The organism is Enterococcus sp. DIV1726a, assembly GCF_051710985.1.
Taxonomy (GTDB): Bacteria; Bacillota; Bacilli; order Lactobacillales; family Enterococcaceae; genus Enterococcus_B; species Enterococcus_B hirae.
In genome coordinates, this window is sequence record NZ_JBIOLS010000001.1 from 1,924,161 (window position 1) to 1,937,881 (window position 13,721).

The window sequence follows — 13,721 nt, forward strand, 5'->3', positions numbered from 1 at the left end:
ATTCTTATGAGTTTTCCCTCACAGCGGAACATCGTAATAGTTAAGTGCTTTTGCACTCACCATAAGATACTATCATACTATCAATTTAGTGTAAAGAGTCATATTGATATTTCTTATTCTATTTCGTCTGATTCTTCTTTTTTGACTTCTTCTAACAATTTCAGCATTTGTGGAGTCATTGATAATTGTTCCAATAAGTCAGGTCGGCGTTGATAGGTTCTTCTTAAGGATTCTTTCAGTTGCCATTCTTCAATCAATTTATGGTTTCCATTTGTTAAAACTTCTGGGACTTTCATCCCGTTAAATTCTGCTGGCCGTGTATATTGAGGATGTTCCAATAATCCCGTTGAATAAGAATCTGTTTGAGCGGATGTTTGATTTCCTAAAACATCCGGTAGTAAGCGGACTGTTGCATCGATCATCACCATTGCGCCAAGTTCGCCACCAGTCAAGACATAATCACCTAAAGAGACTTCATCCGTAACTAGCGAACGGATTCGTTCATCATAGCCTTCGTAATGTCCACAAATAAATACTAAATGTTCTTCATTCGAAAATTCTTCCGCCATCGCTTGATCAAATCGTTTACCAGCTGGATCCAATAAAATCACACGTTTTTTTGTTTCAGGATTTGCTTGTTCAATTGCTTTGATATTGTCATAGATAGGTTGGACTTTTAACAACATCCCTGCCCCGCCACCATATGGATAATCATCGACCGTTTGGTGTTTATTATCGGAATAGTCTCTAAAATTAGAAACATTGATCTCTAACAATCCTTTATTGACCGCTTTACCGATGATCGATTCACCCATTGGTCCTTCAAACATTCGTGGGAAGAGTGTTAAGACATCAATTTTCATCATCGATCAATCCTTCTGGAATCTCGACGTAAATGACCCCATTTTCTAAATCAACTGTTTTAACCACTGAATCAATATAAGGAAGCAAAACATCCTTTTTCTTTGGTCGTTGGACTACCCAAACATCGTTAGCACCTGGTGAAAGAATTTCTTTGATTTTACCTAATTCATTTCCATTTTCCTCAACGACCTTTGCTCCAATGATCTCATGATAATAAAATTCATTTTCTGGCAACTCGATCGTTTCTTCTTTTGAAACTTTTAAAATACCGTCTCGATATTTTTCAACATCGTTGATTGAAGGATGCCCTTCAAAACTTAACAAGTCAAAATTTTTATGTTTACGATGACTTTTGACGGTTAATTCAATTGGCGCTTTCTTCTCTTGAAACAAGGTAAGTACAGCACCTTTTTTATATCGTTCTTCTGGAAAATCTGTGGTAGAAATGACGCGCACTTCTCCTTTGATCCCTTGAGTATTTACGATTTTTCCAACATTTAAATATTCAGTCAACTTGTATCCCCTTTTCCTTTTCACACATGTTTCAACCAAACAATGGTTTTTAAATGGCTGAACGTGTTTTTGACGTATCTGCCTTATTTTAGCATGTGTGCATATGCAATTCTACTTTCTTTTCGCTTTTCTATATCATTTTCCAATCATTTATTGGTTCATAGAAACAGCCATTTTCAATGCGGAAAGAGTATCTTTGTGGGTAACAGTATAAACATTTTTAGGCTCTTGCCAGCTTACTTGTGTAGCTTGTTGGGAAGAATCATTCATTTCAACCGTAATTTTCCCGTACTTCTCAGGCGCAGGCAAACTTGCTTTTTCTAAGTAAGCAACGATTTCTTTGGCTAACGGTACAGGATCTTGTCCTTCAATATTACTTGCCCGGACACGAATACTCCAATTTCCTTCTTGCCATTCTAGAATACTAGATCCCGCCGCTCCTTGTTGATAGCCAGTGATATTGTAGCCTAAATCGACTTGTCGGCCATTTGTATCAACTGTAACTGGTCTCAAGGCATCAATTGCTTCTTGACTAGAAGCAAAACCATATTGGTAAAGATAAGAAGCCATCGGGGTTTCTTGGTTTAACTCTTTGGCATTTAAGACATAGGCTTTCGGTAGATCATAGTATAAGATCGAAAAGCCCTGTTTGGTTTCGGCAGCAGCGATGTTTAATTTCCCTGTTGTAATCGGAATCTCTTGTGGCATCGGTGTCGTTGGGTATTTTTCTTTCAGTTCTTCAAATGCGGTTTGTGCTTGTTTATTCTGTGTAGATGTTTCTGTTTTTGTAGTCGCCGTTTCCGTTGTATTTCCAGACATCTCAGAGCTTTCACTCTTTTTGGTTGTTGATTGAGTATCTGTTTCTTTGGAAGTACTATGACTCGTTGAATGAGTCGCTGGTGTCACCGTATCAGTTGTTTCAGTAGAATTATTTGTCCCTTGACAGGCACTTAAAAGTAAAAGAGCTGGTATCAATAATGCAACTTTTTTCATAGGTATCTACTCCTTTCTATACTTTAAGGATACGCTTTCTATACTCATTTGCCAAGTAGTCCCCTCAAAAAGAAAAAAGCTGTCTCGTCAAGACGAAACAGCTTTTTTTATTCCTTATGATCGATGATATTTAAACGCACTTTTTTCGGTGCATTTGTTCGTACCCCGTAAACGATCGTACGAATTGCTTTCGCAACACGCCCTTGTTTACCGATGATACGACCAATATCTTCAGGAGCCACAGTTAGGTTATATTCATAGAAGTCTTTTGACTCAGTGACTTCTAACTGGACTTGTTCAGGATAAGTGACTAACGGACGAACGATTGTTAAGACTAATTCGCTTAAATCTTTCATATCCGATCACCTTATTTCTTTGAGAATTTAGCTTCGTGGTGTTTTTGCATAACGCCTTCTCTTGAAAGGATGTTACGTACAGTATCAGAAGGTTGCGCACCTTTAGATAACCAGTTAAGAACTAAATCTTCTTTTAAAACTACTTCTGCAGGGTCTTTCAAAGGATTGTAAGTACCTACAGTTTCGATGAAACGTCCATCACGAGGAGAACGTGAATCAGCTACGACGATACGGTAAAAAGGACTCTTTTTAGAACCCATACGTTTTAAACGGATTTTAACTGCCATTATATATTTCCACCTCCATTGTTTTATTCACAAGTTGTAGTGTAACAGTTTTTTTTTACCCTGTAAAGCTTTTTTTCTTTACAGCTAATAAAAAATTTTTTCAACTCTCTTTTTTATTGAAAAAAAGAATTCCTGTCACTAAAAAGGCAGCAATCATCAAACCTGTTACCACTAAAGAAAAAGAATATTTACTCGAATCAATCCTTTCCCCTAATGCGTTCGAAACTGTCGTTAAATAAAAAGGAGAATACTCAGCAACTTTTGTAAACATAGATAACAGATAACAGCCAGCCACACAAATCCCTCCACAAGCTAGCACAAAATAGCCAGAAGAAATAAAGGAGGACAACCATAGAAATAAAGTATATAACCACACACCCCATAAATAATAATAAAAACTTCTTGTCCCTAATTGAACAACCAGCTCATTATCCCAATAAATAGCAGTATAAAAGTAAGTAATGAAGGAACAACCCCAAAAATCAACTGCCCAAAAAAACTGTCCCATGATCCATTTAGTAAAATAAATTTTCCAGCGAACCATCCCTTTGGTTAAAAGATTAATCAATGTTCCTTTTTGATATTCATTCGTCAATGTCGAGCTAAACAATAACAAAAACAATAAAAGAAACATAGGCATGTTTTTATAAAATTGTCCCCAAGAAGTCAGCGCATCTACATTGACTTCCCCGATTTTCATACCAGATGCTGCTAAATTTTCTGACATCGATTGAACGATGTAGGGTGTTAATTTGGCTATCAGTGGATTCATGATCCCAAAAATGATCGTTAATGAAAGCAACAGTAATAATCTACCTGTACGCCAATTTTCCTTCCATTCTTTTTTTGAAAACGCGAGTAATTGCTTCATTTGTCCACCACTTCCATAAAAATTTGTTCTAAGGAAGGTTCTAAACGATGAATCGATTGAATCGGTAATTTGTGATCAACAATTAAAGATAGTGCACGAAGTAAGTCTTCGTTAGTTCTGCCAGGATAAATAAGGGTTTCATTTTTCATGATTGCTCCCGGCAAAAGCGATAAAAATTCTTGAGAATGTTTCACAGTTGGAAATTGGATTTCAAATCCTTCATTTTTAGGATGGGTTTTCAATTCTGCTACCGTGCCTGATAAAACGATTTCTCCTTTATTTAAGAAAGCCACTTCATCACAAATTTGTTCCACGTCTGATAGAATATGTGTGGAAAAAAGGATCGTTGTTTGCTCTTTGACACGTAATAAGATATCCAAAATTTCTTTACGCCCCAATGGATCCAACGCCGAAGTCGGCTCATCACAAATAAACAGTTTTGGTTCGTTCAGTAACCCTTGGGCAATCCCCAAACGTTGCTTCATCCCTCTTGAAAAAGTCCTAATCCTTTTTTTCTCGTGAGCCAATCCGACTAACGCTAATAACTCTTGCGTTTTTTGTTGGATTTTATGTTTAGGCATCTCGGTGATTTCCCCGCATAATTGCAAATACTCTTCGGCGGTAAGGTAGTCATAAAACATCGGAATATCTGGCAAATAGCCGATCCAGCGATTCGTTTTTGTTTGACCATAGTGAACCGTTTCATCATTAACCTTGATTGTTCCAGCATCTTTTTTTAGCAACCCCAAAATCAATTTCATCGTTGTCGTTTTCCCTGCACCATTTTTTCCAATAAACCCAAAGATCGTCTTTTCCTTGACGGTAAGGGAAAGATGGTTCAACACTTTTTTTTCACCAAAAGATTTTGATACATCGATTAGTTCAAGGATCGCCATTATGCCTCCTCCTTACCGAACACGAAATACAAGATTGGACCAACAAATTGAAATCCTATGAGAATTACGATGATCCAGAGTGTTCGACTGCCAAATCGATAATGCGTATGAGTCAAAATATGATAAAGGGCATAAAAAAATAACCCAAGTTGTATGATCACTAACGGGATCAAAAATGGTAAAAACTCGTTAATATGCATTTGTTCCACCTACCAATTTCATCTTTTTATTTGATGCTGCGTTACCCCAAGTCATGCGATGATGTGTACCGATGTTTCAATGAGAAACATTCTTTATCAAAAGTTCATGTACTACACTCTTTTCTAAAAAAATCACACAAACTCCTTCAGACAAGACTTCTATTCACTAATTATAGAAGATCCATGTCAAGTGAAGCAAATATATATACGCAATAACTACTATAAGTAGTCGAAAAAAGTAGTTAAGTTAGTCACTATGTTCCTCAAGTGTTTTTATTTGCTGAGTTTACTTATTTTTTGTAAGATAAATATAGAAAGTTTGAAGGAGGAATTGTTTTATGACTAAAAAAATTGGATTTTTTGTAGGTAGTTTGCGTAAGGATTCGTACAATAGAAAAGTAGCAGAGGCTTTCGCTAACTTGCTACCTGAAGGATATGAAGGTGTTTTTGTAAAGATCGATGATCTGCCTTTTTATAACGAAGATCTTGAAACTCCAGAGAATGCTCCTGTTGAATGGAGTCGTTTCCGTGATGAGGTCAAGGAATTAGCAGGTGTTGTTTTTGTTTCTCCAGAATACAATCGTTCGGTTCCTGCTGTACTTAAAAATGCACTAGATGTAGGCTCTCGCCCTTACGGTCAAAGCGCATGGGACGGCAAACCTGGGTTAGTTGTCACTGCTTCCCCTGGCGGTATCGGTGGATTTGGCGCGAACCATCACCTACGTCAATCACTTGTATTCTTAAATGTTCCTACCTTACAACAACCTGAAGCTTATATTGGCAATATTGCAAATTTAGTTGATGAAGAAGGTCATATTGTGGAAGGAACACTCAGCTTCTTCCAAACGATTCTAGATGCTTATCTTGATTTTTTAAATAAATTAACTAAGTAAAAATTAGCTTTGATAAGCGATGGGTCGAATCAAATAGATCATATATGAAGGAAACAATCGAAAAAAGGTTGTGACCTGTCTAGCTCTGAAAAACAAGCCGAAGAATCCGAAAATAGCTTCTCCTATTTTTGGAATTCTTCGGCTTGTTTTCCTATTTATGGTCAAAGTACTATCACTACTAGAATCTGTCATACTAGCATAGCCCCCGCCATCTAATTATTTACTTATTTGTTCAGTTTTGAGCTGAGTAAATTGTTTCATTCTATTTTCTATCTCATTATAGGCCTTATTTCCATGAAGTACTTTGACAATTTTACCACCTTCCATAAAGATGACTGCTGGCACGCTAACCACACCAAGTTCATTATAAAATTTTTTAAAATTAGATACTTCATCTTCATTTCCAGTAGTATTCAGGTAATTGATTCTCAGACCTTCTTTACTTAAAAATGAACTTAATTTTGGCTTAAAAATGATACATTCTGGACAATTGTCTCTTCCCACATAAATAACTGTATCTTCATTACTTTTAATTAATTCCTTGATTTCATTTATAGATGTTTCCTTAAACGGTTCTTTATTTAATACAATACTATTCATTAAGAGAACTTGTAGCAAAATGGCAAACAATGAAATTATTAAATATATCATTTTCTTATAGCGTTTTGTATATGTAATTCCTAATATTACAAAAGTGAAACAAAAATAAAATAATAGAATTTGTATCCCAAAATTCTGATTAAAATTAAATTCAATTGCGTTTCCTAAATCATTCGTATTCCCTATGACAGTAAATAAATTATAAGGTGCGTGAAAATTTGTTCCATAAAAAAAACTGATCAAGCAAATAGGGATAATTGACATGATTAACATCAAAAATGTAATAAAAAATGATATACCGCTACATTTTAAAAGATCAACGAATATTTTTCTCATAGACTTTCCTTCTCCCATCTAAAATTAATAATAGAAATAGTTACTAATATACCGATTAATAATAATAGTACTATCAGAAAGAGATGGATAGAAATTGAAAAAACATTAATCCAATCAAATCTCCTTAATTTATCATTTTATAGAAAGTAAAGTAATCGTTTACTTTTATATATGTAAATCGTATAACCTTGTATTATTTTAGTAAAGGGGAAAATTTCCCCACACAACACCTTTTAAATACAATATGTTACCTATATAATTCAAGGTGAAGCGCTTTATATTAAGGAGTGATTTGTATTTTCTATGCAAGGTGGTTAAAACGAAAAAGATTAAAGGCAAATTATACTCAAACATTTGTTGCAAATTATCTCAATGTAAGTCGAGAAACCGTTTCTTGTTGGGAAAGAGGAAAAGGAAGACCTAATTACGAATGTTTGCGCAATATTTTTAATCTTTATCGTTGTAGTGATAAAGAAATCGCTCAATTTATTAACATGAGAGACGATTAAGACTTAAGTTAGTTATAATATACATCATACTAACTTAAGTCTTAATCGCCTTCTCTCTTGATTTAATCAAACTATTTTTAAACAATAATACTTGCCATCACAACATAATCTTTCCCATCATATTCCACGATTACTTACATAATGCAATTCAATGAACTCTCCAAAATAATTAGTATCAACTAGTTTCAATCGTTCTTCGTATGCGCCTTCTTGAAACAATCGAATACCTTCTCCTAAAAGCACAGGTGCGATTTGGATCCACCATTCATCAATTAAATGATTTTCGATCAAAGGTTTCAACAAATTCCCACCACCAACGACCCAGACTGTTTGGTTAGAATGTTCTTTTATGTTTTTCACGAATGAAACGGGATCTTCATGAACAACTGTTGCATCATTTAATACCAGCTCTTTATTAGAAGAAAATACAAAATTCTTTTTTTCAGGATACAGATGCTCAGTTGCTAAAAATTTTTTGGCTTCCTGATAAGTTTTTCTTCCCATAATCGTTTGATCAATTGTTTGATAAAAAGCCTCGTAAGTTGTTTTTTCTCCAGTTGGTGTGTCAAATAACCACTGTAAACTATCCTCTTTTGTTGCTAAGTAGCCATCTAAACTAATGGCACCATAAAAGACGATTTTCCCCATCATATTCACTCTCCTTTTCCCATCTGGCTGACTTCTTGTTTGCGAAAGCAATGATCTAAATGATCATTGACAATTCCCACAGCTTCTAAAAAAGCATATATGGTTGTGCTTCCGATGAATTTAAATCCGCGTTGTTTTAGATCTTTGGCGATTTGATCAGATAACGGGCTCGTTGTTGGTACCTCATTTTGTTCTTTATACGAGTGATTGATCACTTGATGATCCGAAAATGACCACAAATAATCCGCAAAACTACCAAATTCATGTTGGATTTTTTGGACACCCTGAGCATTGGCTACCGCTGCTTCAATTTTACGACGGTTACGAATGATCCCTTTATTTTCCATCAACTCATTGATTTTTGCTTCTGTATATTCGGCTACTTTACCGATCGAAAAAAAGTCATAAGCTTCATCAAAGGAGGCACTTTTATTCAAAATCGTTTGCCAGCTTAATCCCGCTTGATTGATATCTAACATCAATTTACGAAAAAGTAATTGATCATCATATTCTGGAACACCCCAAACTGTGTCATGATAATGTTTCATACTTGCTGTTTGCTCACCCCAAGGACATCTGCGTTTCATTCTCTTCACCTCTTAGCTTTATTGTACCATTCCTTTGTTTCTCTATCTAAAATGAGGAACGCTATGGCAGGTAGTTTTTGAATTGGGTTTATCTAGTATGCAAAAAAAGAATCGCAAAGCCAGCAGAAGCTAACTCAACGATTCTTTCGATGGATGAAACGGTAAACAAAATTCTACTATTATAATAGAAGTACGATAGACGTATGATAGAAGCTTTATTTCCGTTTTTTCTTTTTCTTTTTGTTTTTCTTGATCATGCGATTCATCGCCATTTTTCCAAGTTTTCCTTTGACACCTGTGCCAAACATTTGGTCCATTCCAGGAATATTCATATCTCCCTTAGACATTTGTTGCATCATTTTGCGTGATTCTTTAAATTGCTTAATCATGCGGTTAACTTCAACCACACTGTTACCAGAACCTGCGGCAATCCTTCTGCGACGACTTGGATTCAATAAATCAGGGTTTTCTCTTTCTGCAGGTGTCATTGAGTAAACCATTGCTTTTTTACGTTCGACATCTTTAGGATCTACTTTGACATTTTCAATCCCTGGTACTTGGTTCATCCCAGGAATCATTTTGATCAGATCCTCTAACGGTCCCATCCCCATCACTTGATCCAACTGTTCAATGAAATCATTGAAATCAAATGAATTTTCCCGCATTTTTTTCGCTAATTCTTCTGCTTTTTTCTCGTCATAGTCTTGTTGCGCTTTTTCGATCAACGTCAACATATCGCCCATACCAAGAATACGGCTTGCCATACGGTCTGGATGGAAAACTTCAAGATCTGTTAATTTTTCCCCTGACCCGATGAATTTGATTGGTGCGCCAGTCACAGAACGGATCGAAAGTGCTGCACCACCACGTGTATCACCATCTAATTTAGTAATAACTACCCCAGTGATCCCTAGTTGTTGGTTAAAACTATCTGCCACATTGACAGCATCTTGACCGGTCATCGCATCGACAACCAACAAGATTTCATTTGGTTGTGTTAATTCTTTGATTTGTTTCAATTCATCCATCAAGGTTTCATCGATATGCAGACGTCCCGCCGTATCGATCAGAACATAATCATTTTTCTTTTCTTTTGCTAATTCCATCCCTTGACGAACGATCTCAACTGGACTAACATCTGTTCCCATATCAAAAACAGGTACATCTAATTGTTGCCCTAGAACTTTCAATTGATCGATCGCAGCTGGACGATACACGTCACCTGCGATTAGTAAAGGACGTGCATTTTCATTTTTCTTTAAATAGTTGGCTAGTTTACCAGTAAACGTCGTCTTACCTGCCCCTTGCAAACCTGCCATCATGATGACTGTTGGAATTTTTGGTGATTTATTCAATTCAACAGTTTCTGCCCCTAAAGTGATCGTCAATTCTTCATCAACGATCTTAACGATTTGTTGTGCAGGTGTTAAACTTTCTAATACTTCTACACCAATCGCCCGTTCTCGAACACGCTTCGTAAAGTCTTTTACTACTTGTAAGTTTACATCGGCTTCTAGTAATGCAAGGCGGATCTCCCGCATCATTTCTTTGACGTCAGCTTCTGAAACTTTCCCTTTTTTTCTTAACTTGCTCATTGCCTGTTGAAGGCGCTCAGTTAAATTTTCAAATGCCATGATTTCTTCATTCCTTTATTCTTCAATTTCTTGGATCTGTTTCACATAATCAAGGAGAACTTCATCTTTAGGATAAGTTTCCTTTACATAAGTTTTCATTTTTTCTAATAACTGTTCCCGAACAATATAATTAGAGAAAAGATGGAGTTTCTTTTCATAATCTTCTAAAATCTTACTGGTTCGTTTGATATTATCGTATACTGCTTGGCGACTTACTTCATACTCTTCTGCTATTTCTCCTAATGAAAAATCGTCTGCATAATACAACTCCATATAATTCATCTGTTTTTCGGTTAAAAGCGTAGAATAAAATTCAAAAAGTGCGTTCATTCGGTTCGTTTTCTCGATTTCCATTCTGTTCACCTCGCAATTTCAACCATTCTTCATCAGAGAGTACGGTCATCTTTTGTTGGATAAAATAAGCAGTTGCTACACCAGTTCCAGACTTCAAGGTTCCTGAAAAACTCCCATCATAAATAAGAGAGGAACCACAAGAAGGACTTTTCGCTTTTAATATCACTAAATCTATTTCTTGCTCTTTTAATTTTTGATAAGCATGGATTGCCCCTTCTTGGTAGGCTTTTGTGACGTCTTCACCATTTGTAGTGATCACTTTTGCCTGACCATTCCAAACGTCAAATCCATCGCCACCAACGATTTCTGCTGGGGCTCTAGGAGTTGATAGACCGCCCATTACTTCAGGACAAACCATGATCGCTTTACCTTCAGCGACCAGTTTCTTTAATTCTGGTACAGCTTTTTCTTGTCCATCATACCGACATAAGACACCGCCTAAACAAGCGCTAATTCCGATCAATTGCCACTCACTCCTTTATCCAACAAAGTGCCTTCCTATTATACCATTTATTTAGTTGGTAAAATAGTCCTTCTACTGGATTCTATGCTAAAATAAGAAATGTCTATTCATGACACTTAATTAAAAAAACCAGGCATTAGTTGATAGCTGTTTTTAAATAAACAAAAAGAATGAACGCAAGAAAAGGGAGAAGTTATGAAAAAAGTATTAGTGGTAGATGATGAACCTTCAATCGTCACATTGTTGACGTTCAATCTGGAAAAAGAAGGGTATCAAGTAACAAGTGCTTTAGACGGACAAAAAGGACTGGAATTAGCACTGGAAGAACCTTTTGATTTTATGATTTTAGATGTGATGCTGCCTTCTATAGATGGTATGGCAATCACCCAAAAGTTAAGACAAGAAAAAATTGATACTCCAATTTTAATGCTAACAGCCAAAGATGACCAGGTCGATCGGATCATCGGTTTGGAAATTGGTGCTGATGATTATTTAACAAAGCCTTTCAGCCCTAGAGAAGTACTTGCTCGAATGAAAGCTATTTTTCGCCGCATCGAACCACGCCATGTCCAACAAGAAGAAGCAGAACCTGCTTACCTAACGATTGGACAGATCAAAGCAGATTTAACGAATTTCCAAGTAACCGTAGAGGAACGACCGATCGAATTAACGCCAAAAGAATTTGAACTGCTCGTTTATTTTATGAAACGAAAAGATCGTGTAATTGATCGTGATACGCTGCTAAATCGCATCTGGAATTTTGATTTTGCAGGTCAAAGTCGAATCGTTGATGTCCATGTCAGTCACTTAAGAGAAAAAATCGAAAGAGACCCTAAACATCCAAAATATTTAGTGACAGTTCGCGGTTTTGGCTATAAATTTCAGGAACCAAAACGATGAATTGGAAAAAAATTTCTGAGCGTGTCTTCTTTTTCATTCTCTTAGTGGGACTCTTTTTCGGTGGCTGGCAAATGATTTCTCAATATTTCAAACAACAAATCATCGAGCAACAAGAAAGCTATCTTTCAAAAAAAGGGCAATTGCTGATCCAGCAATTGACTATTGATGATTTATCTTCGAAGCATAATCAAGCAGTTTTAACAGACTTTGTTCATCAATCAAATGAACGACTAACCTTATTAGCTCCAAATGGTACAATCCTATTCGATACGACCGATCACTCACTACGAGGGCAGCGAAATACTCGTCCAGAAATCAAAGCAGTCCTTGATGGCGGCTCACTAGGTACTTCTTTAAGAATGAGCAGTACGTTAAAGGAAGAACTATTATATGTAGCACTACCGATCAAGAAGAATGGGCAGTTGGAAGCCATTATTCGAATCGCAGAACCAACAAACGGCTTTTTGCCAAGAACAGAAAATTTTCGTCGTTGGGTCTTTTTCTTCTTTTTGGTTTTCTTCGTTGTTTTGTCCAGTATGAGCTATTATTTGGTTTATCAACGTAACCGTCCCTTGAAAACCGTGCTGCCCGTCTTAAAGAAAATGGTCAAAAACCCTGATAAAACCGAGACCATCATGCAAACTTCTGATCAATGGGAAGAACTTTACCAAACGATCAATGCTTTGAGTGAACAAATGAGTAAAGTCTATCGTGCCTATACGACCACTGAAGAACAATTGTATACTCTATTGAATGAATTAATGATTGGTGTCTTTTTGATCGATTCAGAGTCACATCTGCGGTTATTGAATCCAAAAATGCAGGCACATTTAGGGGTACATGATTATCAGCCTAATCAACGGTATACTGAGATCATTCAAGAGCCAAAATTAATCCAATTGATTCATCAAGTTACGCCAAATGAACCATTGATCCATCAAGAAATTACTATTTCAGAGGGACAACAAACATTAGACATCAGCTTACGTTACTTCAATAGTTCTGAAGAGACTGGGCAGATTCTAGGCGTGGCTTATGATCTCACAAAAGTAAGACGATTAGAAAAACTGCAAAAAGACTTCGTAGGAAATGTTTCTCATGAACTTAAAACACCGGTTACTTCATTGATCGGATTTACTGAAACACTGCTAGATGGAGCCAAAGATGACCCAAAAATATTGAATGAGTTCCTATTGATCATGCAAAAAGATGCGATTCGTTTAGATAAGCTGATCCGAGAAATCATTCAGCTATCAAAAGATGAAGAAACAGCACACGAAACGCAAACCATCCATTTAGCAACTTACTTTGAACAAATCATTCAAAGTTACCAACCAATGATCGAAAAGAAACACTTAACCCTGGAAATGCAACAGAAAGAACAATCATTTACAACTCAAACTGAACTCTTATACCCGATCATCAAAAATCTGATCGAAAATGCAATCCAATATTCTAAAGAATCAGAGAAAATAATCATCCGTTACGAGGTTGACAACCAATTGACATTCTCCGTCCAAGACTTTGGTATTGGGATTGATCGTGAAGATCAAGAAAGGATCTTTGAGCGCTTCTATCGAGTGGATAAAGCACGTAGTCGACACTCAGGTGGTACTGGTCTAGGTCTGGCTATTGTGAAAGATTACGTCAATCTCTTGGGTGGTACGATCAAAGTGGAAAGTCATCCAGGAATGGGGTCGACTTTTACCGTCACCATCCCTCCAGCATGATCACCTTTAAATCTTCAAAAAATGAATGAACAAGTGAAATAGCGGAACAGAAAAAAATAGGCGGTTGGCATAACCGCCTATTTTTGT

The 13,721-nt window shown here is 36.4% G+C and carries 18 protein-coding genes; 4 read left to right on the plus strand and 14 right to left on the minus strand.

The window, feature by feature from the left end:
- Positions 1–113 precede the first annotated feature (113 nt).
- From trmD to IGJ27_RS08715, 8 genes are all read right to left on the minus strand, one after another.
- Entirely contained in the window at positions 114–863 is a 750-nt protein-coding gene (gene trmD, locus IGJ27_RS08680; protein WP_025480115.1) for a tRNA (guanosine(37)-N1)-methyltransferase TrmD, read from the minus strand.
- Positions 853–1,377 carry a ribosome maturation factor RimM gene (rimM, locus tag IGJ27_RS08685; protein WP_010718461.1) on the minus strand — a complete coding sequence of 175 codons (525 nt, stop codon included), beginning with the start codon at positions 1,375–1,377 and terminating at the stop codon, positions 853–855. The genes trmD and rimM overlap by 11 nt, the downstream gene beginning before the upstream one ends.
- A gap of 150 nt (positions 1,378–1,527) precedes the next feature.
- Entirely contained in the window at positions 1,528–2,370 is an 843-nt protein-coding gene (locus IGJ27_RS08690; protein ID WP_053766613.1) for a hypothetical protein, read from the minus strand.
- Positions 2,371–2,477: 107 nt separating this feature from the next.
- Positions 2,478–2,726, minus strand: coding sequence for a KH domain-containing protein (locus IGJ27_RS08695; protein WP_010718463.1), 249 nt, complete (start codon positions 2,724–2,726; stop codon positions 2,478–2,480).
- 11 nt (positions 2,727–2,737) lie between these two features.
- Positions 2,738–3,013 carry a 30S ribosomal protein S16 gene (gene rpsP / locus IGJ27_RS08700; RefSeq protein WP_010718464.1) on the minus strand — a complete coding sequence of 92 codons (276 nt, stop codon included), beginning with the start codon at positions 3,011–3,013 and terminating at the stop codon, positions 2,738–2,740.
- 100 nt (positions 3,014–3,113) lie between these two features.
- Positions 3,114–3,884: an ABC transporter permease subunit gene (locus IGJ27_RS08705; RefSeq protein WP_178305814.1), complete on the minus strand. Its 771-nt coding sequence runs from the start codon at positions 3,882–3,884 to the stop codon at positions 3,114–3,116.
- Entirely contained in the window at positions 3,881–4,780 is a 900-nt protein-coding gene (locus tag IGJ27_RS08710) for an ABC transporter ATP-binding protein (protein ID WP_010737913.1), read from the minus strand. The genes IGJ27_RS08705 and IGJ27_RS08710 overlap by 4 nt, the downstream gene beginning before the upstream one ends.
- Positions 4,780–4,980 (minus strand): PLDc N-terminal domain-containing protein, encoded by a 201-nt coding sequence (locus IGJ27_RS08715; protein ID WP_010737914.1) that lies wholly within the window; start codon positions 4,978–4,980, stop codon positions 4,780–4,782. Before IGJ27_RS08715 ends, IGJ27_RS08710 begins: the two co-directional genes overlap by 1 nt.
- A 338-nt stretch (positions 4,981–5,318) precedes the next feature.
- Between IGJ27_RS08715 and IGJ27_RS08720 the strand changes: the two genes are divergently transcribed.
- The gene (locus IGJ27_RS08720) at positions 5,319–5,873 is read left to right on the plus strand and encodes an NADPH-dependent FMN reductase (protein WP_178305813.1); all 555 of its coding nucleotides are present in this window, start codon (positions 5,319–5,321) and stop codon (positions 5,871–5,873) included.
- Positions 5,874–6,089: 216 nt separating this feature from the next.
- Here IGJ27_RS08720 and IGJ27_RS08725 read toward each other — a convergent pair whose 3' ends face one another.
- Positions 6,090–6,809, minus strand: a complete 720-nt coding sequence (locus IGJ27_RS08725) for a thioredoxin family protein (protein WP_088766027.1) — start codon at positions 6,807–6,809, stop codon at positions 6,090–6,092.
- A gap of 287 nt (positions 6,810–7,096) precedes the next feature.
- On the opposite strand from IGJ27_RS08725, the gene IGJ27_RS08730 reads away from it, so the two are divergent.
- Complete coding sequence (locus tag IGJ27_RS08730; protein WP_228196763.1) at positions 7,097–7,318, plus strand: helix-turn-helix domain-containing protein; 222 nt, start codon at positions 7,097–7,099, stop codon at positions 7,316–7,318.
- Between the two features lie 117 nt (positions 7,319–7,435).
- Here IGJ27_RS08730 and IGJ27_RS08735 read toward each other — a convergent pair whose 3' ends face one another.
- The 5 genes from IGJ27_RS08735 to IGJ27_RS08755 form a co-directional block, all read right to left on the minus strand.
- Complete coding sequence (locus IGJ27_RS08735; RefSeq protein ID WP_178306406.1) at positions 7,436–7,966, minus strand: dihydrofolate reductase family protein; 531 nt, start codon at positions 7,964–7,966, stop codon at positions 7,436–7,438.
- Between the two features lie 5 nt (positions 7,967–7,971).
- On the minus strand, positions 7,972–8,553 hold the full coding sequence (locus IGJ27_RS08740; RefSeq protein ID WP_010737917.1) for a DNA-3-methyladenine glycosylase I: 582 nt from the start codon (positions 8,551–8,553) through the stop codon (positions 7,972–7,974).
- A gap of 215 nt (positions 8,554–8,768) precedes the next feature.
- Positions 8,769–10,187: a signal recognition particle protein gene (gene ffh / locus IGJ27_RS08745; RefSeq protein WP_010718476.1), complete on the minus strand. Its 1,419-nt coding sequence runs from the start codon at positions 10,185–10,187 to the stop codon at positions 8,769–8,771.
- 15 nt (positions 10,188–10,202) lie between these two features.
- Positions 10,203–10,541 carry a putative DNA-binding protein gene (locus tag IGJ27_RS08750; protein ID WP_010718477.1) on the minus strand — a complete coding sequence of 113 codons (339 nt, stop codon included), beginning with the start codon at positions 10,539–10,541 and terminating at the stop codon, positions 10,203–10,205.
- Entirely contained in the window at positions 10,501–11,004 is a 504-nt protein-coding gene (locus tag IGJ27_RS08755) for a DUF523 domain-containing protein (protein WP_010718478.1), read from the minus strand. The genes IGJ27_RS08750 and IGJ27_RS08755 overlap by 41 nt, the downstream gene beginning before the upstream one ends.
- 195 nt (positions 11,005–11,199) lie before the next feature.
- Between IGJ27_RS08755 and IGJ27_RS08760 the strand changes: the two genes are divergently transcribed.
- Both IGJ27_RS08760 and IGJ27_RS08765 read left to right on the plus strand, forming a co-directional pair.
- A complete protein-coding gene (locus tag IGJ27_RS08760; RefSeq protein WP_010718479.1) occupies positions 11,200–11,904 on the plus strand; it encodes a response regulator transcription factor in 705 nt (234 codons plus the stop codon).
- Complete coding sequence (locus tag IGJ27_RS08765; RefSeq protein WP_034700840.1) at positions 11,901–13,634, plus strand: sensor histidine kinase; 1,734 nt, start codon at positions 11,901–11,903, stop codon at positions 13,632–13,634. Before IGJ27_RS08760 ends, IGJ27_RS08765 begins: the two co-directional genes overlap by 4 nt.
- Positions 13,635–13,721: the final 87 nt, after the last annotated feature.